We start from the raw sequence: 26,218 nt of genomic DNA, 5'->3' as shown, positions 1-26,218 counted from the left end.
TGAAGCCTCGTTATTAGTGGTGAAGCTTAGACGAGATTACTTTTTCGCTTTAGCAAACGCCGCCGCAAAAGCACCGCCCATTGAGCTGTTAGATGACGAGTCATCACGGCGAGGCTGACGACGTTGCGGTTGGTCATTACGACGCGGCGCTGCTGATGAGCGTTGGCTACGGTTGTCTTGACCCGGTTCGTCGTTCATACGCATCGATAGACCAATACGCTTACGCTGCACGTCCACTTCCATTACTTTGACTTTGACTATGTCGCCTGCTTTCACCACTTCACGTGGATCCGACACAAAGCGATCTGTCAGTGCAGAAATGTGTACGAGACCGTCTTGGTGAACGCCGATATCAACAAAGGCACCGAAGTTGGCTACGTTAGACACCACGCCTTCTAGAATCATGCCCGGTTCCAAGTCAGAAACTGAGTTTACGCCTTCTGCGAACGTTGCCGTTTTGAATTCTGGACGCGGGTCACGACCCGGCTTGTCTAGCTCTTTGATGATGTCTGTAATGGTTGGCACACCGAAGTTATCGTCGGTGTAATCGACCGCATGCAGACCTTTTAGGAAGCTTGAATCACCAATCAGTGCTTTGATGTCTTTGTTGTTCTTTTCAGAAATTGCTTTTACCACCGGGTACGCTTCTGGGTGAACCGCAGACGCATCAAGAGGGTTCTTACCATCCATGATTCGTAGGAAGCCTGCACACTGCTCGAATGCCTTAGGACCTAAACGAGGTACTTTCTTCAAGGTTGTACGAGCTTCGAAGCGACCGTTTTCATCGCGGAAGTCGACAATGTTCTGCGCGATGGTGCTCGACAAGCCCGCTACGCGCGTCAGTAGCGCCGCAGAAGCGGTGTTCACATCAACACCGACCGCGTTTACACAGTCTTCCACAATCGCATCTAGGCGTTTTGCTAGCATTGATTGGCTAACATCGTGCTGGTACTGACCCACACCGATCGACTTAGGATCGATTTTCACTAGCTCAGCCAGTGGGTCTTGCAGACGACGAGCAATCGACACTGCACCACGCAGAGACACGTCCATATTTGGGAATTCTCTCGCTGCAAGCTCGGATGCTGAGTAAACCGATGCACCCGCTTCACTCACAATGATCTTCTGAACTTTCAGGTTGCCACGTTTGATGACGTCTGCGACAAAACTGTCGGTTTCACGTGAAGCCGTACCGTTACCGATCGCAATCAAATCCACGTTGTACTTGCGCACCAAGTGATCAACGATTTGCGCTGATTTGTCGTATTGCTTTTGTGGTGGGTGAGGGTAGATGGTTTCGGTTGCAAGCACTTTACCAGTCGGATCGACAATAGCGATTTTAGAGCCCGTGCGCAGACCCGGATCGAGACCAAGTGTTGCACGAGGACCTGCAGGCGCAGCCATCAACAAGTCTTTTAGGTTGGTGGCAAATACTTCAATCGCTTCGATTTCTGCGCGCTCTTTCATTGCGCCCATTAGCTCGGTTTCCATGTGCATCGATACTTTGATGCGCCATGCCCAGCCGATCACTTGCTTACGCCATGTATCCGCAGGTGCGCTGCTAAGTGTCACGCCATAGTGGTCAGCGATAATTGTTTCGCAGTAAGACTGACGAGCGCCTTCTTCCTGTTCTGGATCGGCATTCATTGCCAATGTCAGGAAGCCTTCGTTACGACCACGTAGCATCGCCAGTGCGCGGTGCGATGGTACTTTGCTTAATGGCTCGTTGTGGTTGAAGTAATCTTTAAACTTCTCACCTTCTTGCTCTTTGCCTTCAACGACGCGAGCACCCATTTCCGCATTGCGGTTTAGGTGACCACGAATTTTTTCTAGCAGGTTTGCGTCTTCCGCGATGCGCTCCATGATGATCGCGCGAGCGCCATCCAGTGCGGCTTTGGTGTCTTCCACGCCTTTGTCTGCATCAAGGTATTTACTTGCTTCGCTTTCTGGCTCAGTTTGCGGATGATTCCAAAGCTGGTCTGCGAGCGGCTCAAGACCGGCTTCAATCGCGATCTGACCTTTGGTGCGACGCTTTGGTTTGTAAGGTAGGTACAAGTCTTCAAGACGAGTCTTGCTGTCTGCCTGAGTGATCTCTTGTTCTAGCTCTGGCGTAAGTTTGCCTTGCTCTTGGATCGATTTCAGGATGGTCTGACGGCGATCGTCCAGTTCACGAAGGTAAGACAGACGGCTGTCTAGAGTACGCAGTTGGGTATCATCAAGGCCGCCCGTCACCTCTTTACGGTAACGTGCAATAAATGGGACCGTGTTACCGTCATCAATAAGGGTTACAGCAGCGTTGACTTGCTCAGGGCGAACATTCAGCTCTTGAGCAATCATGCGACAGATAGCTTGGCTCATCCGTGTATTCTCTTTAATTCTGTTTGGGTATTGGTTGTGTATAGAACATTGGGGTCATTCATGGAATTTGCAATGTTTTAAACTAGTAACTCAAAAATTTACCGAGCGCTGGTGGACATCAGTCAGATTTGTGTCAAAACTGTAATTAAATTGAGAACTTATACATTTGGTTATCGACTAACCCCTGTACCTTAGCTCATACGGAAAACAATGATGAAGAAAATGTCTTTGGCTTTGGCGCTCTCTAGTGCCTTATTAGCGACGCCGTTCGCTTGGTCGCAACCCCTTTCTGCGACCACTCAAGATCCTATCTATCAACTTGATGACAAACTGGTTTTAGGTCGTGTAGAAAGTGTTTACTACAGCGACATTCCTGAGCTAAGCGATGTGCCATTTATCGGTAAGATTGATACTGGCGCCGATACCACGTCAATGCACGCTGAAAACATCCACGTGAGCAGTAGCAAACCTGAATACAAAAGTCTGAAAGACGACAAATTGATGTGGGCGATCATCGATGACCTTGGTGGGACGAAAGCCAAGTGGGATTCAGACAGCTTCAAACCTTACCAAGTGACCGTGAGCTTTACGATTCATCATCCGTACACAGGTAAAGAAATTAAGATCACCGATGATCTTGAACGCATCAGTGCGATCCGTAGCCGTACCAGTGAAAAACCAATTTTGCGCCCGACGGTAAAAATGCCGATGACCATTGCAGGACACACTGTCGATACCGTAGTCAACCTGACCAAGCGTACTCAATTTTCAGCGCCGATTTTGATTGGTAAAACTTACCTCGATAACAACGCGTGGGTGTTTGCTGGTTATGATTACCTGCAAGAGCAGCCAAATGCACAAATGATCGGTAAGAAAGAAACGGTGAATGTTGAAGGCGTGCCATATCGCATCAGTATTTCTACTACCAGTCGCTACACCAACGTCCATGCGCTGAACATCAAGGTCGATAAGAAGAAAAAACAAGTCTCTTTCACCCTTGAAGGCGAAAACGGTAAGCGTCACCCAATGACACTGCCACTTGTTCGCATGCTGAAAACCAGCAAGAGTGAGCGTCCTTTGGTTTACCTTCCAGTGCAAGTGAGTGAAACCGAGACTCAACAATGGCTGGTCTATCTGCGTGATCGCAGCGGCTTTAGTTCGCAAATCCGTTTGGGCAAAGACGTGGCAAGTCAGCACTTCGTGATTGATACCGATAAAGAGAACTTGCTAGGCGGGGTCGAGAAATCATTCAAGAGCGCGCTTAAATCGAAGCCTCTTGTTATCTCTCCTGAAGAGACAGTGAATATCGATGGTCACGTGTTATCTGCTTATCCGACATTTGCGGTGAAGACTCCGTTGCTGCGTGTGGATGGTTTTGAACTGACCGAGAAAGACAAAAAAGAAGTTGTGACCTTCTACCTGCCAAGCTCGAAAGGCAAGGAAGAGAAAATTACCAAACGCGTACTGAAGAAGCTTAAAGTCGGTGATTCGGTTCGCCCAGTTGTTGAGGGGGAATTCCTGTTTGGTGACGAAGAGAAGACCATCGACTTCGCGATTGATGTTTTAGAGAAAGACGACCAAGAGCAGCCGTTCTTTGTATTCGGCCACAACATGGCCAAAGGCGGAGTGCTGCTGAATACTCGCGCTGACCACTTACTTGATGCGCGTCCACTGTTCAGAGCTGGTCACATTGAAGTGGCAGAAGTGGAAGGCATGTCTTTCCCTGTGAAATTGGATACAGGCGCGGATGTGAGCTCAATTAATGCCAAGAACATCAAACAGTTCAAGAAAGATGGCAAAGACATGGTGAGCTTCACCTACGAGAATGACAGCGGTATGAAGAAAGAGTTTACCAAGCCCGTTGTCGACGTGATGCGCATTAAAGCCAAGAAAGGTGAGAAAGCCAACGTACGCCCTGTAGTAGAAATGCACGTCAAGCTTGGCGAACTAGAGAAGAAGATTCGCGTTAACTTACAAGACCGTAGCCGCTTCCATTACAGCATGATTCTGGGTAAGAACTTCTTGAAGCACGGTGCGATCGTTGCCAGCGATACCAACTACATTGTGACCGAGAAGCCTGACTACGAAGAGTAACCTTCAAGGTTGATATCCAAAACGTAAAAGCCGCACTAAAGAGTGCGGCTTTCTTTTTATCGGGTCACTCAATCAGTTTTCTTCGGCTTGGTAGCGAATACTATTGATAAACCATTCTTTGTAGCCTTCCGGCGTTCTCACTGCGAACTCGTCATCGACTTCTTTTTTTAGTAGTGCACGCGCCATTGGGGAATCAATCGAGATATAACCTTTTGCATCACCATAGATTTCATCGGGACCAACGATACGGAAATTCTTCACATCTCCCGCTTCATTCTCAATTTCCACCCAAGCGCCAAAGAACACTTTGCCTTCTTGCTGAGGTGAGTAATCCACCACTTTGACTTGCTCTAGACGCTTTCGTAAGTATCTGACACGACGGTCAATTTCACGCAGGCGTTTTTTGTTGTATTGGTAATCTGCATTTTCACTTCGGTCGCCCAAGCTTGCTGCCCAAGTGACTTTTTTGGTGACTTCTGGGCGTTCTTCTCGCCATAAAAAGTCGAGTTCTGTTTTTAGGCGATTGTAGCCTTCACGGGTAATTAAATTGGTTTTCATTAGAAGCAAATCAGCCGTTATTGGATTCTGTTGATCATATTAGCCTTGATTTTGTCTGACTGTAAATTATTGTGATGAGGAGAAAAATAATGCGAAACATCGAAATAATTCATCAAAACCGTGGCTAAGATAAAAAGAGTAACAATTTGAACAAGCACGTTTGAAAAAACAGTGATACATTTTTGACTATAGATGCCTCTGAAAGGATGTTTCAATGCAGGAAAATCATAAAATATTAGTGGTTGATGACGATGCTCGTTTGCGTGCTCTGTTGGAGCGTTACCTTTCTGAGCAAGGTTTTCAAGTGAGAAGTGTCGCTAACGGCGAGCAGATGGACCGTCTTCTGACCCGTGAAAACTTCCACCTTATGGTGTTGGATTTAATGTTGCCGGGCGAAGATGGCTTATCGATTTGTCGTCGTCTACGTCATGCTAACAACATGCTACCTATTCTGATGCTGACAGCGAAAGGCGATGAAGTCGATCGTATCGTTGGCCTTGAAGTGGGTGCAGACGATTACCTACCAAAACCGTTCAACCCGCGTGAACTGCTGGCTCGTATTAAAGCAGTACTTCGCCGACAAACGGTTGAACTGCCAGGTGCGCCAAGCACGGAAGAGAAAGTGGTTGAATTCGGTGACTTCCGTCTGAACCTAGGTACGCGTGAAATGTTCCGTGGTGATGAAGCGATGCCACTGACTTCGGGTGAATTCGCAGTGCTGAAAGCGCTAGTGACCAACGCTCGTGAGCCGATGTCGCGTGATAAGCTGATGAACATGGCTCGTGGTCGTGAGTACTCAGCGATGGAACGTTCTATCGACGTTCAAATCTCACGTCTACGCCGCATGCTAGAAGACGACCCAAGCAAGCCACGCTACATCCAAACGGTATGGGGCTTGGGTTACGTGTTCGTCCCAGACGGCAAAGAAGCGTAATACCTTCTAAGGCCTGCCGATAATACTCGGCTGCTCATATTCCACCCTCAAGCCTCCTTCCTGTTTGAGGGCTGGAAACTCGCAATTAATGTTGTTCACTAGGAACAGTCCATTAGGGATCCTCCATGCGAATCCGAAGTTCATTTACACAATCCATTTTGCTGTTCATCTCTTTGCTTCTCGCTAGCCAAGTCTTTTCTTACTACGCCGTTTTTAACTACGCGTTGATGCCAAGTTTGCAGCAGTTCAACAAAATTCTCGCCCACGAGTTGAATCTAGTACTCGATGAAGATGGTCTACTCAAAGCTGATGCTCCGCTGCGCCACCAACTGCTGGAAAACTTGGGTGTGACGGTACACAGCGTTGATAGCGAGATGATGAATGAGTTCAATCATGCGATGTCGATTGATTTGATGTCGGAAGAGATGACGCAAGAGCTCGGCTCACCAACAGAAGTGCGTTTGCTGCTTGGCAGTGAAAGCTACATTCTGTGGATGCGCATCGATCAGTTACCTAACTCCATCATCCGTATTCCGCTTTCTGAACTGCAAGAAGAAGACTTTGCTCCGCTGTTCCGTAATAGCTTGATCATGGCGCTTCTGATCATTGCTGGTGGCTGGTTGTTTATCCGTTTACAAAACCGACCTTTGATTGCGCTAGAAAAAGCTGCGAAAGGAGTCGGTCGAGGTGAAATTCCGCCGCCGTTACCGGAGAAAGGTGCTTCAGAAATCCGCTCTGTAACTCGCGCATTCAACCAGATGTCGAAAGGCATTCAAGAACTGGAAGAAGATCGTGCGCTACTGATGGCAGGCATCAGTCACGACTTGCGTACGCCACTGACGCGTATTCGCCTTGCGACAGAAATGATGTCACCTGAAGACAGTTACTTAGCCGAAGGTATCATCAGTGATACCGAAGAGTGTAACGAGATCATCAGTCAGTTTATGGACTACCTCAAGCCAGTAAATAAAGAGTCGTTTGAGCAGGTGGACATCAATACTATCACTAGCGATGTCGCAACGTCGGAAGGGGGTTATGAAGTCGAAATTGAAACGGATCTCAACCCAACGATGCCAACCGCAAAAGGCAGCCCAATCGCGATCAAACGTGCGGTGAGTAACCTCGTGGTCAATGCTCTGCGTTATGGTAATGGCTGGGTGAAAATCAGTACGGGCGTCACTGCCGACAAACAGTTGGTGTGGGTGTGCGTTGAAGACAACGGCCCGGGCATCGAGCAGTCGCAAATCGCCAAGCTGTTTGAACCTTTTACTCGTGGTGACACGGCGCGAGGCAGTGAAGGGACCGGATTGGGCTTAGCCATTGTGAAGCGTATCGTCAGCCAACATTCTGGTTCGGTTGTGGTACGTAACCGCAGTGAAGGCGGGTTAAGCGCACAAATCAGCTTCCCAACCAAGTAAGCTTTCTTTGTCCAATTGATTCCAATAAAAAAGCCCAACCAAAGTTTGGTTGGGCTTTCCGATCATCCTAGTGCAAGGTTAGGATTCTTTTACCTCTTGAGCAACCAGCTCGTCTTCCTCTTCCAGCTTCTCTGGAAGCAGTAGGTTCAGTACGATAGCGGTGATGCCGCCTGCTGCCACGCCCGTTGAGAAAATACTCTTAATAAACTCAGGCATGAATTGCAGAATTTCTGGTTTTTGTGCAATGCCCAAACCCATCGAGAACGACAGCGCCATAATAAGGATTGCGCGGCGATCGAGATCGACACGAGAGATGATGCGCACGCCTGCAGCGGCAATGGTACCGAACATCACGATAGTTGCGCCGCCCAGTACAGGCTCAGGAATCAGCTGAACAAAGCTTGCTACACCCGGAAAAAGACCCAGAATCACCAACATTCCTGAGATGAAGTAACCCACGTAACGGCTTGCTACGCCAGTGAGCATGATGATGCCGTTGTTTTGGCTGAAGGTAGAGTTTGGGAAGCTGTTGAATACCGCAGCAATCGCTGAGTTCAGACCGTCAGCCAATACGCCACCTTTGATGCGCTTCATGTAAACCGGACCTTTCACTGGCTCACCGGAAACTTCAGACGTCGCGGTGATGTCACCGATCGCTTCTAGTGCCGTGATAAAGAAAATCAGAACCAGTGGAATAAACAGCGACCAGTCGAAGCTTAAGCCGTATTGCATTGGGATTGGCAGCGCGATGAGGTCAGTTTCGCCCAGTGTTGAGGTGTCGACCATGCCCATGAAGTACGCCATGACATAGCCAACTAGCATTGCAATCACTATAGAAGCTACGCGTAGGTAAGGGTTCTTTGAACGGTTAAGAATTACGATCAAGCCAAGTACTGTGCCAGCGAGAGCTAACTTGTCTAGGCTACCGAAAGATCCGTCGCTCATTGCCGCGTAGCCACCGCCCATTGACACCAAACCTACTTGGATAAGTGTTAGACCGATAAGCGTCACGACAATGCCAGATACCAATGGCGTGATGATGCGGCGTGCGTGTTCTAGGACGCGAGATAGCAGGATTTCAGCAAAAGACGCCACCAAGATAGTGCCGAAAATCGCTGCCATCATGGTGCTAAGATCAGCGCCACCTGCTTTAAGAGAAAGACCCGCACCAATGATTGGACCTAAGAAGTTAAAACTAGTGCCTTGCACTGAAAGCAAACCAGAGCCGATAGGGCCAAAGGTACGGATTTGAATAAAGGAAGACACGCCAGATGCAAACAGTGACATGCTGATGATGGTGTTGGTTTGGTCAGCAGGCACACCCAAAGACTGACAAATGATCAGAGAAGGGGTGATAACGGCTACGAACATCGCCAATAAGTGCTGAAGTGCAGCAAAAATGGTCTGAGGTAGTGGTGGACGATCGTTTAACTGATAGACCAGTTCCGAAGTTCGGTTTGAAGTTGTCATGTTTGTCTCGCTAGTCGCAATAATTCTTGCCCCAGAGCTCGCTGAATGGGAGTGCTGGGTGGAGTTGACGTTATGACCTGTGATTGCTGTTAATCAGTGTCAACTCAGGTTGGTTTGATGTGACAAGGTGCACACCATAAATTTTGAGCGCGATTATAGAGGGATTTATTCAAAAAGCAAACGTTTGCTTTGAGCTAAAAAGAAAAGGCGAACTAAATTGTTCGCCTTAATCTCTTATGCTTTAGAGTAAATGTCACGCTCACCTAACCAACGGTCAATAATTGCTGTCGCATTCGTTGGGTAGTTGTCATGAATGTAACGCGCAATGCGTTGAACTTCCGGAATTAAGCGCTGATCTCGCACTAAGTCGGCAATTTTAAAATCTGCCAAGCCAGTTTGTTTGGTACCAAGAAGCTCACCCGGTCCACGAATCTCTAAGTCTTTCTGTGCAATCACGAAGCCGTCGTTGCTTTCACGTAATACGCCTAAACGTTTTTGGGCGGTTTTTGATAGTGGTGAGTGATACAGCAACACACAATGGCTCGCCACTGAACCTCGACCAACACGACCTCTAAGCTGGTGCAACTGAGCTAAACCTAAGCGCTCTGGGTTCTCGATGATCATCAAACTGGAATTGGGCACGTCCACGCCCACTTCAATCACCGTAGTTGCGACCAGCAAATGCAGCTTGTTGTCTTTGAAATCTTGCATCACCGCCTGTTTCTCTGCGGGCTTCATTCGTCCATGCACGAGACCAATTTTTACGTCAGGCAGTTTACGTTGCAGCTCTTCTGCAGTATCGGCGGCGGCTTGAGCCTCCAAGACTTCAGACTCATCAATTAAGGTACATACCCAATAAGCTTGTTTGCCTTCGTTTAAGCAGGCATTGCGCACTCGTTCGACGATATCATCGCGTTTGGTGTCTGGAATTGCGACCGTCTGAATTGGTGTTCGACCTGGCGGTAATTCATCAATCACCGACGTTTCTAAGTCAGCATAAGCTGTCATGGCTAACGTTCGCGGAATTGGCGTTGCTGTCATGATGAGCTGATGTGGATAAGCGCCTTGTTTCGCGCCTTTCTCGCGCAGCTCTAAGCGCTGGTGGACACCAAAGCGGTGCTGTTCATCAATAATGACCAAAGCAAGATGATGAAACTCAACATGCTCTTGGAAAAGAGCGTGAGTGCCCACTACCATTTTCGCTTCACCACTGGCAATTCGGGCTAGTTCGGCTTCTTTGGTTTTACCTTTCAATTTACCCGCAAGCCAACCGACCTGAATACCCATTTTCTCGAACCAATTGGCGAAATTAATCGCGTGCTGTTCGGCGAGCAATTCGGTAGGTGCCATTAAAGCGACTTGATAGCCGTGTTCAATGGCTCTGACGGCAGCAAGCGCAGCAACTAGAGTTTTCCCCGAGCCTACGTCACCTTGAACAAGGCGCATCATTGGGTGTGTTTTCTCTAAGTCAGCTTCAATTTCTTTGACGACTCGTGCTTGGGCATTGGTCGGTGAGAAAGGTAATTGAGCCAGTAGCTGCTTTTTCAATGAGTCACACGACGCTAAAGGCAATGCAACATCTTGTTGTCCTTTGCTGCGCACTGCCAACATAGAGAGGTTCTGCGCCAGTAACTCTTCCATGATCAAACGAATTTGAGCTGGGTGTTTACCTTCATCAAACTCATCCAAATTAATGGTTGGAGGCGGTCGATGAATCGTATGCAATGCTTGCGACATGGTGATCTGGTGATTGTACAAACCAGAAGGCAGCAACTCTTGTACAGCAGCTTTATCGAGGAGTGATAAAGCTTGTTCCGTCAGGTTACGCAAAGTGATTTGGCGTAATCCATCGGTGGTTGGATAAACGGGGGTTAAGCTTTGTTCCACATCCGGCTTTTGTTCACTTACATAAAACTTGTAGTCAGGGTGAACAATCTCTAAGCCCATACCACCACGCTTTATTTCACCGTAAGCGTGTACTAACTTACCATTCGAGAAATTGTTCTTCATCGCGGCAGTAAAGTTAAAAAAACGTAGGGTAATGGTGCCATTGCCGTCGCTGATTTTTACCGTCAGCATTTTGCGTTTGCCGAAAGTAGTATCGACAGCCATGACTTTGCCCTGTACTGCCGCCCAAAGTCCGGCATGCAGTTTGGCGATTGGGTAAATGCGAGTGCGATCTTCGTAACGAAGAGGAAGATGAAACAGCAGATCTTGAACGCTATGCAAGCCAACTTTGGCGAGTTTTTCTGCGACTTTGGCGCCAACTCCAGACAGAGAGGTTAAAGGAACAGCAGATAACATTTGGGCAGACATAGTGGGCTCAAGAAAATAGTTAACATAGCAGTATGTTAACCACTAAGCTGTGTTTTTGTACAGGATTAAGTTAGAGAAAGGGATATGGGAACGCTTACGCTCTGAGATTCGAGAACGCGGAAACAAACTTAACCAGTGAGGCGAGAAAGAGCCATATCGATTGACGATATAATGTTATCTCGAAGCAAAGCGTTCTCGCCTCTCGAGGCTATTTATTTCTTCTGCATCTCTTTCCACCATGATTCGTCAGCCATAATTTGGCCTTCTTCATCAAGTTGTGGATATTCTAGCCCTTTGCGTTTCGCTACCTTTGCTAAGACTGGATGGCCACGCTCAAACAAAATGCGGTTGATGGTCTCTTTTGGTAGAGCGCTCTCTTCACGTTCGTACATACCAGCGGCTTCACGCTGACGCTGCGCTTCATAAAGAATCACAGCACTGGCGACTGAGACATTCAAAGACTGCACCATACCGATCATTGGAATAATGATGTCTTGGTCTGCGAGTTTCTTCGCTTGCTCTGAAGCACCAATTTTTTCGCTACCCAGAATGATTGCCGTTGGCTTGGTGTAGTCGATTTCACGAAAGTCGACCGCGGTGTCCGAAAGGTTAGTGACCAGAACTTGCATGCCTTGTGCTTTGAGCTCGGTAATCGCAGTTTCAATTGAATCGTGAGTATCCACTTCAACCCAATTGCGAGCACCTGCTGAGGTGTGGGTCAGTGTGCGCATTTTGTCGGGCCAAATCGCATGAACTTTGTGTAAGCCTGTTGCGTCTGCTGTGCGGATCACGGCGGAAACGTTGTTCGGCTTATGAACTTCTTCAAGACACAGAGTGAGGTCGGTTTGGCGTGCTTTTAGCACCTGATGAATGCGGTTGTAACGTTCTAAATTCATAATAAATAGGGATATAAAAAAATCGCCACCCAGAGTGTGGGTGGCGATAGAGTTTAGTTCTTTCTTCGTCTGACTCGAGTCGCCTGTGGCATGGTCTTAATCTTACGCATGATGCCAGCAAGGTGAACACGATCTTTGGTGGTTAGCAGAACGGTAACGGTGTATAAGCGACCGTCGCGTTCTTCGGTTGAAAGACCGTGAATGTTCGAACCGGTTTTCGAAATCACATTGGTCAATTCCGCTAGCGCACCTTGGTTGTTGAGCATATCGACTTTCAGTTCAGCAATGAACTCTTTGTCGTACTCTTCAGACCAAGCGACAGCCATGTATTTGTCTGGTTCTTTCTGGTATCCGCGAACGTTTGGACACGTTTCACGGTGAACCACAAGACCACGACCTGGCGATACGTGAGCAATAATGTGGTCATCCGGGATAGGGTGACAACAATTTGCGAAAGTCAGTAGCAGACCTTCTGCACCACGGATTGGCAGTTTCTTGTTAGACTCGTTTGGAATTGAGCTTGTGGTGGTTAATTCATCAGTGTCACCCAATAAGCGACGTGCGATGACGATACTCATCAATTCACCCAAACCAATGGCTGCTAACAGATCATCGACGCTTTCTAGGCGCAGATCAGTCAGCACTTCTTGGATGTTTTCAGGGTAGATTGAATCAATCGAATGACGACCCAAAGCGTGATTCAGTAGACGACGACCTAAGGTAATCGACTCTTCACGACGCATGGTCTTCAATACTTGACGAATCTTAGTGCGAGCGCGAGAAGTCACGACATAGTTTAACCAAGCCGCGTTTGGACGAGCGCCAGGTGCACTGATGATTTCTACTGTTTGACCGTTCTTCAGTGCCTTACTTAGTGGGTAAGGGTTGCGGTCAACACGAGCACCAACACAAGAGTTACCGACATCAGTATGTACGGCATAGGCAAAGTCGACAGCCGTTGCGCCTAATGGCAATTCAACGATACGACCTTTTGGTGTAAAGACGTAAATCTCATCTGGGAAAAGATCCGATTTTACGTTTTCGATGAATTCGAATGAGTTACCAGCGCTTTGTTGTAGCTCAAGCAGGCTTTGCATCCAACGCTGAGCTTTCACTTGCGCTGTTGTGCCAGACTTATCGCCCTTGTCTTTGTATGACCAGTGCGCAGCGACACCTTTGTCCGCCATTTGATCCATATCTTCGGTACGGATCTGAACTTCAACTGGCACGCCATGTGGGCCAACCATAGAAGTATGTAGCGATTGGTAGCCGTTCGCTTTTGGTACCGCAATGTAATCTTTCATACGACCAGGACGCGGCTTATACAAGCTGTGTACTTGGCCTAGAACGCGATAACAAGTATCGGCAGTATCAACAACCACTCGGAAAGCGTAGATATCCATGATGGTGTGGAAACGCTGTTCTTTGGTTTTCATCTTGTTATAGATGGAGAACAGGTTTTTTTCACGACCTAACACGCGCGCATTCAAGCCAACATCTTCGAGTCGACCTTCAATTTCGCTGTGAATACGTTGGATCATCTCTTTACGATTACCACGTGCCGCTCTTACCACTTCTTTTAGAACGCGGTAGCGGTTCGGGTAAAGCGCTTCGAAGCCAAGCTCCTCAAGTTCCGTTTTGATATTGTGAATACCAAGACGGTGAGCCAGTGGCGCGTAGATTTCCAGTGTTTCGCGAGCAATACGGCGTTTTTTGTCAGGGCGCAGGGCACCTAACGTGCGCATGTTGTGCGTACGGTCAGCCAGTTTGATCAGGATAACGCGGATGTCTTGCACCATCGCCAGAACCATCTTACGGAAGTTCTCGGCTTGAGCCTCTTTCCTATCGCGGAATTTGAGTTTGTCCAGTTTAGATACACCATCAACCAGCTCAGCGACGGTATTGCCGAATTTCTCTTCGAGATCTTCTTTTGTAACGTCACAGTCTTCGATGACGTCATGCAGCAAAGCAGCTTGGAGGGTTTCGATATCGAGGCGCATTTCGGCCAAGATTCGAGCCACAGCGACTGGGTGGATGATGTATGGTTCACCGCTTGAGCGGGTTTGCCCTTCATGGGCATCTCTTGCTACCACATAAGATTGACGCAGAGCCTCAATTTGAGGCTCTGTTAGGTATTCTTGGGCAACGTCTTTGAGGCTATCGAATAGATACAAATTATAGGCCCGGGAGGTTGTTGAATTCTAAAGTCAGAATTAACGGTTGTGAGCGATGCTGCTTACTGCCGCTAGCTCTGCCGCTTCTTGCTCTTGCTGTTCTTGACGTTCACGAGCGTCTAGAACCTCTTTAGTAATTAAACCTTCTTCGATTTCGCGTAGAGCGATAACCGTTGGCTTATCGTTCTCTTCTGGCACTAGTGCATCTTTACCGCCAGTTTGCATTTGACGAGCGCGGCGAGCCGCAATCAGTACTAGGTCGAAACGGTTGCCAACTTTTTCAACAGCGTCTTGAACAGTTACGCGTGCCATGAGGACTCCAAATAGTTAACTAAATTTTGAATGACGAGAAAGTATACAGTCTCAGCGTAATATTTACTAGCGATAAGACGTGCAACAACAATGACTTTCTATATAAGCAATATAAGCTTCCTTACCGTAATAAAGAAGCGAAAATTTGTGTTTCTGCGCAGAATTACTCTGCTAGAAGTGCGTCAAGCATACCTTTATATTTAGCAGCTTGCTTTTCTTCCTTCAATCTTTCCGCACGTAGGATGGCTTTAAAGTCCATCAATGCAGTATCGAAATCGTCGTTTACGATCACATAATCGTACTCGTTGTAATGCGAGATTTCTGACTTTGCTTCTGCCATGCGTTTTGCGATAACGTCATCGCTGTCTTGACCACGAGTGGTTAGGCGGCGCTCAAGTTCGCCATTTGATGGCGGCAAGATAAAGATGCTTTTCGCTTCTGACATTTGCTCGCGGATTTGACGCGCGCCTTGCCAGTCGATGTCTAGGAAAACGTCGATGCCTTTGTTTAGCGTTTCTTCAATCCATACACGTGATGTGCCGTAGTAGTTACCAAACACTTCCGCGTATTCTAGGAAGTCGCCTTGTGCAATCAGAGCTTCGAACTCTTCTTTTGCGACGAAATGGTAGTGGATACCGTTTTCTTCGCCAGGGCGCATGCCACGAGTAGTATGAGACACAGACACTTTCATTGCGTATGTTGGGTTACGTTCCAACATTGCTGAGATCAAGCTAGATTTACCTGCGCCGCTAGGTGCAGATACGATATAGAGAGTACCTTTGCCCATTGTACTGTTCCACTTTTGGTTGGATTGAGTGAATGCCGAAAAGAAGTCTCGACCTTGTAGTTATGCCAATGATGCTTATCAGCGAGATTGGTATAACGATAGCACTGACGTTGATGATTTCTCCACCAAACCACTCAGGATTGGTGATAAACCCGCCAGAAAAATGGAGGCGAAGAGTATCATGAACTCCCTGTGGTTGCTAGCCGATCTTTTTGATCTTTGACGTGTGGGATGACTTCTCCCTTTATATATAGAGGCGAAAAAAGGGGAAGCTTTCACTTCCCCAGGCGTGCGACTGACTCACACTTAATCTTCGGAGCAACTTTAGCGTTGCACGTTACTGCTTTTCAGTGACTAGCCTTGTGACTCTAAGAAGTTTATCCAAGGGCTCACCGTAGGCTTGAAGGTTGGTGATTTTGCCGCCCCTTTCATTGCCTGCAGTGCTTTTTGAGGTTGTTTAAGCTCGAAGAAAGCCATACCACGTATGTATTCGAGTTCTGCTTGTTGCTCCCTCGTCGCATTTGAGGCTGCTTTTTGAGCAAATTTTGTTGCTTGTGAATACTGTTTATCTTGAATCATTAAGCGAGCAATCTGAATCTGGGTTTTTGCTGATGGTGCCATCTCATACGATTTCTTGTATGCAATGATCGATTCGTCTAGCTCTTTCGCTTGCTGCCAAAAACTTGCTAAGCGGTCGTAATTCGCCTTTGTTTTCTCGATATTTCCAGAAGCCATCTCTTTTTCAAGCGTTTTAGCTGCTTTATAAGGAATGCCTTGGTATGCCAAGAAGTTAACAAGTCTCAAGTACTCTTTTTCGCCTTCGAGCTTACCCATTTTATATACAGCTTCTAGGGCTGCTAAAGAGTTACGCTCTTGGCCAAGCTCCATATATACGCCGGAAAGCTGCATCCAATAACGCTTTTTCTCTGGGTATTTAGAGGTTAGCGTTTTCAGTACGCTTGCAACACTCTTCAGTTGGCCTAGTTCATAGTGAGAAGCGACCAGAATCAAGTACCAAGATTCACTTGGATTCTTCGTCATCGAGATTGCTTTCTTCGTTGGAGGAATTGCATTTCTGTAATCTTCCAATTGAATGTATGCACTAGCTAGAGTGATGTAAGCATGAGCTTGTGGTTTTTCTTTGGTTGTCTCTGCAACTTTAAACCACTCATTCATTGTTTTTACTGATAACTTAAACTTCTCTTCAGCCAAGTATAACTGCGCCAAGCTGTATCGAACTTGCTGAGCAACGGGGACGGGCAGGGCGTCCTGCTTGAGTGCCTCAGCAAAATACTTAGCTGCCTGCGTGTAATTATCCTGTAAAGAATAGAGAAAACCCGTTTGTTGAAGTAGTACTGCTCTGTCGTACTTTTTTGACTTTGTGCTGTTTAAAGCACTAGTAAGCTTCTCTTTCGCAGCTGAGTATTTCTCGGTCGCAATTAACTCTTGTACTTTATTTACGGTACGAAATGTGCGATCCGATAATTGTGGTGCTTCCTTCGCCATTGAAGGAGTGGCAGCTGCCACCCCAACAAGGAGAATTAAAGAAGCCACATTGCTTTTCCATAAACTTTTCATGGTGACTCCTTAGTTGGTTGAAAACTCTATTTCTTGCGACAAGCGCGTGCTGACAGGTTTTCCATCAACCAGTTTTGGCTTGAAAGTCCATTTAGAAACCGTTTTTCTTGCAGCCTTTCCTAGCCCTAAACGACGAGGCTTTTCTTTAAGGACTTTAATATCCTCAACGGCGCCTCTCGCGTTTACTGTGAACTCAAGTAAAACCACGCCTTTCTCAATACCAGCTTTAGCCGCTTTTCTTGGCATTTGGGGTTGGAATGTTGCAAGCGGTGTTGGACCGCCGCTACCAGCCATTTGTGCCCCGCCGCCTTGAGAATAGTGTCCAAGTACTGAACCACCAGTTACGTTAACTGGAAGATCAAGTTTTGGCATGTCCATCGGGATTTGATCCATCACCGGTTTTACCGTTGACGTCACCTTCATTTCTGGAGGTGGTGGCGGACGCTTCGGTGGTGGCGGTTTCGGAAGTTCGCGTTTTTTCTCCTGTATTTTTTCGTCCGGTTTAATGCGAATGAATTCAACCATACGTAGGTCATCATTCGACACTAGCTCGTGGCGCTCTTTGTTTACTAGCTTGTCCATCCCCCAGAACAATCCGAGGGAGACAATGAGCGCCAGTGCAATTGAGGCCAGATACCGCATAGGCTTAATCCTTATTGGTTGCGGCAATGGAGATGCTTTCTACACCTGCCATCTTAATCTGGTCCATAACCTTCACGACTACGCCAGCGTTAGCTTCTGTATCCGCTTGGATAACAACCGCGCCATCTGGGCTTTCTGCACGTAGACGTTCGATGTTGGCACGTACGGCGTCAACTTCAATACGACGTTTATCAACCCAAACATCACCCGCAGCACCGATGGCAACCATGATGTTACCTTTCTTAACGGTTTGCGCTGAGCTCGCCGTCGGACGATTTACTTCAAGACCTGCTTCTTTAACAAACGATGTTGTTACGATAAAGAAGATCAACATGATGAACACGATGTCTAGCATCGGGGTCATATCGATAGCAGCTTCGTCGCTGCTGTCATTGCTATAGCGTCTCTTCATGACCTATACCTCTAATTCCGTTTACTCAGGCAATGTGCTTTAGCTTGTCTTCAAGCTTCTGCGTGGTGACTTTGGCTAAATGATCAAGACGTGTACTAAAGAAAAGTCCTGATAGTGAAGCCACCATTCCCGCTAGTGTTGGGATTGTTGCCTTTGAGATCCCCGAGGCCATTGCTCGAGGGCTTCCTGTTCCTGTTACCGCTAAGATGTCGAATACTTGAATCATGCCGACAACGGTGCCGAGCAAGCCAAGTAGGGGACAAAGTGCAATCAATACTTTGACGATTGGCAGTCCCTTTTTATTCTCAATATCCTGACGAGAAACCATTTCTTGTCGGATCATCTTTGCGTTCCAGCTTTTATGTTCTGAACGCTCTTCCCAAAAGCTAACGGCTTTTTTCATTGCTTTGGGAGCGACGGCAGCGAAGTAAAACCAACGTTCTAGTAAGACTGCCCATAACATGAAGCTGAGGATAAAGATGGCGACAAGTACATCACCACCCATTCCCAAGAAGCGCCTAATTGATTCAAGTTCTCCAACTAACCACCACATAACGCCTCCTTAGCTTTCGGCTTTATGCAGTTTTTCCTGATAGCGAGCGATGAAGCCTGCACTCTGTTCTTCAAGAGTTTGAACCAAACGACGACCTTTACTGTGTACGATTGTGTATAGGAACAGCAGAGGAATTGCGACAACCAGACCAAGCATCGTAGTAACAAGTGCTTCTGAGATACCGCCAGCCATTAGCTTCGGATCACCTGTACCAAATAGTGTGATTGCTTGGAACGTACCGATCATACCCATAACCGTACCCAGTAGACCTAGAAGCGGTGCTACAGAAGCGAACAGTTTGATTGAGCTGATAAAGCGTTCAATGCTCGGTGCGTTACGCAGGATGATTTCATCCAGTTTCGCTTCAAGATCTTCAAGGTTGTCACCTTTATGTTCTTGGTAAGCTTGGATAACTTCACCCAATGGATTACCAGGGATAACAGTGTCAGATTTCGCTTGTTTGCGCATTTTGCCACCGATAACCAATAGACGTAGGTAACAAACGAGAGCGATAAGTGCACCAATTGCACCCATACCTAGGATGACGTAACCAACGATACCACCTTGGTCAATACGCTCCTGAACAGTAGGGCTTTGTACTAATAGAGACAGAATCACACCACGAGATGGGTCGATAAACAGTGGTTCGTATGTGCCGTCTGCTGATTCAAAACCACCCACAAGACGAGTGATGTTTTTGCTTGGTTGACGTGATAGCTCTTCGAACTTACCTGTTTGAGGTACGTAAGTGACGTATTTGCCATCTGCAATTGCGTTAAACTCACCAACTAGGGTTACGTCACGGACCGCTTCTTTACCTTCACCGTAAACAACTGTTGCTTCAGCTGTAGTTGTATCACCTGATGCAACTACCTGTTGTAGGATGGTGTGCCAAAATGCTTCAAGCTCTTGCGTTGATGGCAGCTCTTTACTTTCTGCTAGTTTAGACAGCAGTGCATCACGCTCAGGGAAAAGAACGGCATTTTGCGAAGCGGCAAATAGACCTTTAAACTCACCAGCATACTGGCGAACCACACCAAACATCTCACCTAAAGTACCTGAACGAACTCGCAGTGTTTCTGTCAGTTCGGTTAGCTGTTTGTCGTTTTCGTCAAACGTGGCTTTTAGTTCATCACCAAGTGCTTGTTGCGCAGCAAGTTCTGCACGAGCTTTTTCAAGAAGTGCAGCTTGTTGGTCACGGTTGTTTTTGAACTCAGCTTCACGAGCTTTGTTCTCTTTTGATTCGACGATACTTTCTGATTTTACGTTTTTCAGTAGCTCAGATAGGTTCTGAGGTGCTTCAGCTTGCGCACCAGAAATCATGAATAAGCTCGCTAGCAAACCAGCGGCTAGAGTTTTGAATCCTTTCATTTCTTATTCCTCCCCAGCAAATACAGGCAGTTTGATCAGCGCTGGTGGTGCTTGTTTCTTAGCGATACGAAGGCCTTGCTGTACAGCGATACGATAGTTTTCAGGTAGTGATTCCCATTGACGAGTTTGTTGGTTCCACATACCTGTTTCACCGCCATCCGGAGATTGGAATAGAAGCGCAGTACGACCAATACGTAGGAAGTCGTAAGTCACGGTCTCGCCGTTGCGCTCTAGGCTAGCTTTGTAAGATTCAATCGAGCGAGAGAAGCCTTCTTCGATTTGATACGCTTCCATCACTTTACGGAATTTTTCTGAAGTCGTTACGTCCGCACGGTCCATTAAGTCGCGCAGTTCATTGACACGCTTGGTACGCTCTTCTTTTTGGAAAGGAAGGTCAAGCACGACGAATTCATCAAGTGCATCGATCATTTTCAGCGTTAAAGGCACAACCTCAGTCGCTGTTTGGTCGATTTGAGCAATCTGGTTGTTTAATGAATCCAATTCGCCTTGTTGCGATTGAACCATACGATTGATTTGCTCGTTGTAGACTTTCATGCTGTCGATTTGGCGCAGTAGGCCTTTGTATTCAGCCAACATGCCTTCAGTGCTTTCAGCATAGGTGTCGATTTTTTGTTGTGAAACTTCTGAGGATTTGTTTGCTTTTGCTTGTGTTGAAACAACTGCTCCTGAGTTTGCTGCTAAAGAGCTGCTACTGATCGTGAGCAATGCTGCAGCTATGGCACTAAGGCCAAATTCCTTAAATTTCATGTTGCATCCTTGTCAGTGTTTAAGTCAGTCGAAAAGGGCGCGGAAATTTCCGCGCCAAATAGTTTTTAGAAGTCGTATGATGCTTCGATGTATAGTTGGCGACCGATTGGGTCATCGTAACCACTTGCGTAGAACGGAGATGTGTCGCTTAGAGGATCCGCAGGTGGAACTTTGTCAAAGACGTTAATTGCGCCAAGTGTTACTCGGCCGCTTTCAGTGAACTGGTATGACGCAGTTAGGTTCCAAGTAGTCATACTTGCAATTTCTGCTTTGTAACCAGCATCTTTTGCTGCATCACAGTCGTCGAAGTAGTAGCGGTTTGCAAAGCTTGAACACATACGGTCACGGTATTTACCGAACACGTTTACTGCTACATCTTCGTACGCCCAGCCTAGGTTTAGCGTTGCTGTGTACTCAGGTAGGAAGTCTGTTTCATCAACAACAGGCTCAGCATCGTTTTCTTGGTATTCCGCAACTAGGATCTTTGTAACAGCAAGACGCGAGTTAAAAGAGCCGTACGCATCAGTGTCGTATGCATAAGATACTGCTAGGTCAATACCAGAGCGCTCTTCAAATGCTTGGTTTACAGGGCCGTATGAAACAGATGCGATAGTGTTGTCTGCATTACGAACCACTTCTGTACCAGGGTATTTGCCTGGATCGTTGATTACATCCTGGTAGCTAGGCGCTGTTACGACGTCTTCCATTTTGATGTGGTACCAATCAACCGTTAGACCAAGATCATCAACAGGCTCCCAAGCAAGACCTAAGTTAATGTTGGTACTTGTCTCTTCTTTGAGCTCTGAGTTTGGACCGTTTACTGTATCGAAGTATTGAGTATCACACTCTGGGTACTTGTCTTTGTCTTGAGGACCGCTACCGCCAGCTGCTGCACAAAGAACTGGGTCAAAACCAGAACCAAATCCGCGAGTCTCTTGACCGAATAGACGTTTTAGGTCCGGAGCACGGAAGCCTAGACCGTAGCTACCACGAAGTAGAAGTGTGTCGATTGGACGGTATGCTAGAGCTACTTTAGGAGTGAAAGCACCACCAGTCGCTGAATCATCAAAGTAGTGGTCGTAACGACCTGCGATAGTCATTTCTAGATCTTCAATGATAGGAATCAATGCTTCTACACCAAGACCGATCTGATCACGTTCGCCACCACCAGATGTACCACCAAGGCCAGAGAATCCGCCTGCTGCAGTCGTAGCATCAATACTTTCGTTGTAGTCTGTACGGTTCCACTCACCGTAAACAGCGAAACCAGACATACCCGCAGGAAGTTCTACTAGATCACCAGAAAGTGAGCTGTTAAGAGAGTAAAGTTTTGAGTATGCTTCTTTGGTTGACGTACCTGAGTACTTATTTACAACATCTTGAGAAATCGGACCTAGTAGGTCTACATCACCGTTTTGAACAGCTTCATCTAGAGTTGTGTAAATTGCTGGGTTATCAGTTTCAACTGTTTGTTCAGAGTAACTAGCGTAAACATCCCAATCGTAAGCGTCAGCTAATAAGCCAGTTAGGCCTACTGTTAGGCCGTAAGAATCTGCTTCTGTGTTGCTTTCACGTGGACCAAACTCAACCATTCGACGCGTGTACTCACCTGCACCACGGAAGTGTGTGTCATCAACAACAACGTTGTATGGATTTGGTTCGAACTCAGATTCTGTTGATTTGTAACCAAAACGCGCTTCAGCCATAGCTGTAACATCATCATTCACATCAAGTTCACCACGGACTAGTAGGTCAACTTGTTTGTTTTCTGGCTTCAAAGTTCGGTATGCAGAGCGGTTGAAACCACACTTACCATCAGCACGATCGACACCGTGTTCACCAACGACTTCTTTACATGATGAGCCTACATCTGCCGGCGTTAGATGTGTGCCGTCATCACCGTAAAAGTTAGAACCGTAGCTAGAGTATCCGCTTAGCTGTGAGCGATTTGAAGCATCATTACCCGCCCAGTCGCGATCGGATTGCTTTAGCATTTCGTTGCCCGCGAATTGGCCGACAAACAAGATGCGTTTATCTTCGTAATCTTTACCAGCAACAACATCTAGGCGGCCATTTTGGTAACCTCCGTCTGTTGCATCACCAGCACGAACTTTGACAGAGACGCCATCAAAGTCTTTTTTCAGGATGAAGTTAACAACACCACCGATCGCATCAGAACCGTAGATTGCAGAACCTGAGTCAGTCATAACCTCGACTCTTTCGATAGCTGCCACAGGGATTTGACCAATGTCTTGGAAGTTTGAAGTGCCGTTTTCTGCTAATGGGTATTGAGGTAAGCGACGACCGTCAATCAAAATCAACGTACGAGAAGCCCCAAGGCCACGCAGGTTTACCGATTGAGCTGCAGGAGTGAAAGAGAATGAGTTCGTTTGCGCCATCACACCACCGGTGTTTTGAGTCAAACTATTTAAAACGTCCTGAGCGCTATTGAAACCTTTCGATTCAATATCTTTACTGCTGATTACTGTTACTGGCGATGGACCTTCCATATCCGTCGTGGAGATTCGTGAACCTGTTACCTTCATCTTCTGAAGTTGTTCAACTTGCTGCTCTTCTGCCTGCGCTGCTAGAGGGGCCACTGCTGCCGTCCCCAGTGCAAGGCTGATCGCAACAGATAAAGCGGTTGTGTTTTTATACATCCTTGTTGCTCCGATTATTATTATTCCTATGTCTGGCCATAACGGCCAATTATGACGTTAATATTTCGTTAACGTTCCGGACATGTATACCTGAGATGAAAAAAGGAAGTCAAACCAGTGGTAAACAGAGATAAAGAAATGTAAAAAAGATGTAAAAAACCAAAAGTGACATAAATCACAGAATAATTTACTGCATGACGTTTATAAATTGAGATTAAATTTTAATAAAACACCGTATTTTGTGTTTCTTGTAAAGTCTAATGACTTATATCGCCTATGCTTTTTAAGTGGGCGATTGGCACTGAATTTAAGTGTAAATCTAGATAATTGTTCTGCTTGAGGGTTTTTATGGAATGCTGGGCATGTTAACTCGATCGCACAAGGTGGTATCAGAATATGATACCCACCGTTATAAAAGGGCTCACTCGTATTTTGAGGTCAAATGGTAGTGGGGGTGTTTTGTCTAATTATTCTGCATATATGCATGTTTATATAGGGTTTTGGCTCTAAAGTGCCTAGATTGATATTCTGTATGAATTGGTTTTGTGGTTTTTTATAATTATTTACAAAAACATTTCTGTTTTTGGACATCGGAGGAAGTTTGTCATGTTTTGGATTCAAACACTTGAAGCTTACTTGGATTCAAGATAAATATGACGCTGAAATTATTGCAGTAGTGGAAAAAACTAGCTTTTGAAACTCAGGGAGTGTGTTTCAACAGCTTTAGTTACTACGGGATAGAGATGCACCATTTTGGGCCGGAATTCTCCTCTCCAACGCCGCCTAATAATGGACAGTAGACAAGGAGCAAGTTGTATATGCTGTCGTACTTTTTACGCCGTTTAGCGTTGGTTATTCCAACGTTTCTCGGGATTACCATTCTTATCTTTGCTATCACTCGATTCGTGCCTGGTGGGCCGGTTGAGCGCATGCTTTCACAAATGCAGGTGCAAGGTGATGGTGCCGCGTCTATGACATCAGCTGGTGGCAACACCGCCTTATCTGATGACCAAATTGCAGAGCTAAACGCTTTTTACGGACTGGATAAACCCGTGATGGAAGCCTACGTAGAATGGTTAAGCCGTTTGGTGACGTTAGATTTAGGTGAATCGACTCGATACTACGAGCCTGTATCTGACATGATCGCAGAGCGCTTACCGGTGTCTTTGTTCTATGGCGGAATGACCTTCTTTATCAGTTACTTTATTTCGATTCCGCTCGGCTACTATAAAGCGCTTAAACACGGCTCCGTATTTGATTCCGCCTCTTCTATCCTCATCTTTGTTGGGTACGCATTACCCGGATACGTCGTTGGTGTCCTGCTTATTACCTTGTTCAGTTACCACCTAGAGTGGTTCCCGATGGGGGGCTTTGTCGGAGACGACTTTGATGACTATGAAACCTTCTTCGAGCGCGCAAAAGACATCATGTGGCACGCTGTATTGCCGTTGATCTGTTACCTCATTGGTGACTTCGCTACGCTAACGATGACAATGAAAAATAACCTAATGGAAAACTTGTCATCTGATTACATCCGAACCGCGATTGCTAAAGGTCTGCCATTTAAGAAAGCAGTGCGTAAACATGCCCTGCGTAACAGCTTGATTCCGATTGCCTCCCACTTTGGTAACTCGCTGCTGTTCTTCATGACGGGCGCTTTCCTTATCGAAGTAATCTTTAATATTGATGGTATCGGTCTGCTTGGTTATGAATCCATCATGGAGCGCGATTACCCAGTAGTAATGGGGATCGTAGCTATCAACGCGGTATTGCTACTGATCGGCAATATCATTTCAGATATCTGTGTTGCTTTAGTCGACCCACGTGTGAAGTTTGGAGCGTAATATGATTAAAGTGAGCCCGTTAACTCAAAAGAAAATCCGTCACTTTAAAGAAATCAAACGTGGTTACTGGTCGTTCTTGATCTTATCAACCATGTTGATCTTGTCTCTCTTTGCTGAACTGTTGATCAACAGTAAAGCTTTGGTCGTTAAATACGATGGCAGCTATTACTTTCCGGTCGTAAGCGATGTACGTCTAGGTAGCGAGTTTGGACAAGCGTCTTCAAGTGAAGCGGATTACCGAGAGCTGCAGAAAGTATTTGAAGCGGAAGGCGGCGATAACTTCGTTATTCTACCGATTGTTCCTTGGAACCCATATGAGCAAGACTTTAGCGGTGATTTCCCACCGACAGCGCCAAGTGCCGAAGATAAGCACTACCTAGGCACTGATGTGATTGGTCGAGACATCTTAGCTCGATTGGTTTACGGCTTCCGTACTGCGATGGGATTCGCGCTACTTACAATGGCGATCTCGTACGCGATTGGTACTGCTGTTGGTTGTGCGATGGGGTTCTGGGGTGGCAAGTTCGACTTATTTGTTCAGCGTTTGATCGAGGTCTGGTCAATGGTGCCTTTTTTATACGTCATCATGATCCTCGTCTCGATAGTGCAACCAACCTTTACTCTGTTCGTCGGTATTAACGTACTCTTTGGGTGGATGGGGATGACCTGGTACATGCGTACCATGACCTACAAAGAGTCGGCGCGTGAATACGTAATGGCAGCGCGTGCATTAGGTGCATCGACTGGGCGTATCTTGTTTAACCACATCCTGCCAAACACCATGGTAATGATCGTGACACTCGCACCGTTTACCATTGCAGCCAACATCACCGCTCTGACCGCTCTTGATTACCTAGGTCTTGGTTTGATGCCACCAACGCCAAGTTGGGGTGAGTTACTACAACAAGGTAAGTCAAACTTAGACTCGCCATGGATTGTTTCTTCAGTAGTAAGCTCTATCGTATTGGTATTGGTGATGGTGACCTTCATTGGTGAAGCGATCCGAGCGGCATTCGACCCGAAAAAATTCACACGCTATGTTTAAGCAAGCATTGTGAGCAAAACATAAAAAA

General features: G+C 46.6%; 20 protein-coding genes. 5 read left to right on the top strand and 15 right to left on the bottom strand.

Features of this window, described 5'->3' with window-relative positions; genetic code table 11:
- Positions 1 to 36 precede the first annotated feature (36 nt).
- Entirely contained in the window at positions 37 to 2,358 is a 2,322-nt protein-coding gene (locus tag ATB78_RS04235; RefSeq protein WP_061007886.1) for a Tex family protein, read from the bottom strand.
- Between the two features lie 210 nt (positions 2,359 to 2,568).
- Between ATB78_RS04235 and ATB78_RS04230 the strand changes: the two genes are divergently transcribed.
- Positions 2,569 to 4,452, top strand: a complete 1,884-nt coding sequence (locus tag ATB78_RS04230; protein WP_155647746.1) for a RimK/LysX family protein — start codon at positions 2,569 to 2,571, stop codon at positions 4,450 to 4,452.
- Between the two features lie 72 nt (positions 4,453 to 4,524).
- Here the strand turns inward: ATB78_RS04230 and greB are convergent, their stop codons facing one another.
- Positions 4,525 to 5,010 (bottom strand): transcription elongation factor GreB, encoded by a 486-nt coding sequence (gene greB, locus ATB78_RS04225; protein ID WP_009707958.1) that lies wholly within the window; start codon positions 5,008 to 5,010, stop codon positions 4,525 to 4,527.
- Positions 5,011 to 5,224: 214 nt separating this feature from the next.
- Between greB and ompR the strand changes: the two genes are divergently transcribed.
- Together ompR and envZ are read left to right on the top strand one after the other, a co-directional pair.
- Positions 5,225 to 5,944 (top strand): two-component system response regulator OmpR, encoded by a 720-nt coding sequence (ompR, locus tag ATB78_RS04220; protein ID WP_005430151.1) that lies wholly within the window; start codon positions 5,225 to 5,227, stop codon positions 5,942 to 5,944.
- A gap of 125 nt (positions 5,945 to 6,069) precedes the next feature.
- The gene (gene envZ / locus ATB78_RS04215; protein WP_005430094.1) at positions 6,070 to 7,362 is read left to right on the top strand and encodes a two-component system sensor histidine kinase EnvZ; all 1,293 of its coding nucleotides are present in this window, start codon (positions 6,070 to 6,072) and stop codon (positions 7,360 to 7,362) included.
- Between the two features lie 78 nt (positions 7,363 to 7,440).
- Here the strand turns inward: envZ and ATB78_RS04210 are convergent, their stop codons facing one another.
- From ATB78_RS04210 to ATB78_RS04145, 13 genes are all read right to left on the bottom strand, one after another.
- Entirely contained in the window at positions 7,441 to 8,832 is a 1,392-nt protein-coding gene (locus ATB78_RS04210; RefSeq protein ID WP_039985618.1) for a uracil-xanthine permease family protein, read from the bottom strand.
- A 234-nt stretch (positions 8,833 to 9,066) separates the two neighbouring features.
- A complete protein-coding gene (recG, locus tag ATB78_RS04205) occupies positions 9,067 to 11,148 on the bottom strand; it encodes an ATP-dependent DNA helicase RecG (RefSeq protein ID WP_061007884.1) in 2,082 nt (693 codons plus the stop codon).
- A gap of 212 nt (positions 11,149 to 11,360) precedes the next feature.
- Positions 11,361 to 12,044, bottom strand: a complete 684-nt coding sequence (gene trmH, locus ATB78_RS04200; protein WP_061007883.1) for a tRNA (guanosine(18)-2'-O)-methyltransferase TrmH — start codon at positions 12,042 to 12,044, stop codon at positions 11,361 to 11,363.
- A 53-nt stretch (positions 12,045 to 12,097) separates the two neighbouring features.
- A complete protein-coding gene (gene spoT / locus ATB78_RS04195; protein WP_005434453.1) occupies positions 12,098 to 14,218 on the bottom strand; it encodes a bifunctional GTP diphosphokinase/guanosine-3',5'-bis pyrophosphate 3'-pyrophosphohydrolase in 2,121 nt (706 codons plus the stop codon).
- Positions 14,219 to 14,257: 39 nt separating this feature from the next.
- Positions 14,258 to 14,530 carry a DNA-directed RNA polymerase subunit omega gene (rpoZ, locus tag ATB78_RS04190; protein ID WP_005379346.1) on the bottom strand — a complete coding sequence of 91 codons (273 nt, stop codon included), beginning with the start codon at positions 14,528 to 14,530 and terminating at the stop codon, positions 14,258 to 14,260.
- A gap of 163 nt (positions 14,531 to 14,693) precedes the next feature.
- Positions 14,694 to 15,317, bottom strand: a complete 624-nt coding sequence (gene gmk / locus ATB78_RS04185; protein WP_009707953.1) for a guanylate kinase — start codon at positions 15,315 to 15,317, stop codon at positions 14,694 to 14,696.
- 354 nt (positions 15,318 to 15,671) lie between these two features.
- A complete protein-coding gene (locus tag ATB78_RS04175) occupies positions 15,672 to 16,895 on the bottom strand; it encodes a tetratricopeptide repeat protein (protein ID WP_045415512.1) in 1,224 nt (407 codons plus the stop codon).
- Positions 16,896 to 16,904: 9 nt separating this feature from the next.
- Entirely contained in the window at positions 16,905 to 17,537 is a 633-nt protein-coding gene (locus ATB78_RS04170) for an energy transducer TonB (protein WP_010650172.1), read from the bottom strand.
- Positions 17,538 to 17,541: 4 nt separating this feature from the next.
- The gene (locus tag ATB78_RS04165; protein WP_005430119.1) at positions 17,542 to 17,949 is read right to left on the bottom strand and encodes a biopolymer transporter ExbD; all 408 of its coding nucleotides are present in this window, start codon (positions 17,947 to 17,949) and stop codon (positions 17,542 to 17,544) included.
- Positions 17,950 to 17,974: 25 nt separating this feature from the next.
- A complete protein-coding gene (locus ATB78_RS04160; RefSeq protein ID WP_009707952.1) occupies positions 17,975 to 18,502 on the bottom strand; it encodes a MotA/TolQ/ExbB proton channel family protein in 528 nt (175 codons plus the stop codon).
- Positions 18,503 to 18,511: 9 nt separating this feature from the next.
- Complete coding sequence (locus ATB78_RS04155; RefSeq protein ID WP_061007882.1) at positions 18,512 to 19,873, bottom strand: MotA/TolQ/ExbB proton channel family protein; 1,362 nt, start codon at positions 19,871 to 19,873, stop codon at positions 18,512 to 18,514.
- 3 nt (positions 19,874 to 19,876) lie between these two features.
- Complete coding sequence (locus ATB78_RS04150; protein ID WP_061007881.1) at positions 19,877 to 20,641, bottom strand: DUF3450 domain-containing protein; 765 nt, start codon at positions 20,639 to 20,641, stop codon at positions 19,877 to 19,879.
- 65 nt (positions 20,642 to 20,706) lie between these two features.
- Positions 20,707 to 23,301, bottom strand: a complete 2,595-nt coding sequence (locus ATB78_RS04145) for a TonB-dependent receptor (protein WP_038893796.1) — start codon at positions 23,299 to 23,301, stop codon at positions 20,707 to 20,709.
- Between the two features lie 818 nt (positions 23,302 to 24,119).
- Here ATB78_RS04145 and ATB78_RS04140 point away from each other — a divergent pair.
- Both ATB78_RS04140 and ATB78_RS04135 read left to right on the top strand, forming a co-directional pair.
- A complete protein-coding gene (locus ATB78_RS04140) occupies positions 24,120 to 25,145 on the top strand; it encodes an ABC transporter permease subunit (RefSeq protein WP_061007880.1) in 1,026 nt (341 codons plus the stop codon).
- 1 nt (position 25,146) lies between these two features.
- The gene (locus ATB78_RS04135) at positions 25,147 to 26,190 is read left to right on the top strand and encodes an ABC transporter permease subunit (RefSeq protein WP_005434430.1); all 1,044 of its coding nucleotides are present in this window, start codon (positions 25,147 to 25,149) and stop codon (positions 26,188 to 26,190) included.
- Positions 26,191 to 26,218 lie beyond the last annotated feature (28 nt).

Source organism: Vibrio sp. CUB2 (assembly GCF_001557945.1).
Lineage (GTDB): Bacteria > Pseudomonadota > Gammaproteobacteria > Enterobacterales > Vibrionaceae > Vibrio > Vibrio owensii.
Note: the sequence above shows the minus strand (reverse complement) of the source record. Positions and strands in the feature narration are given on the sequence as shown.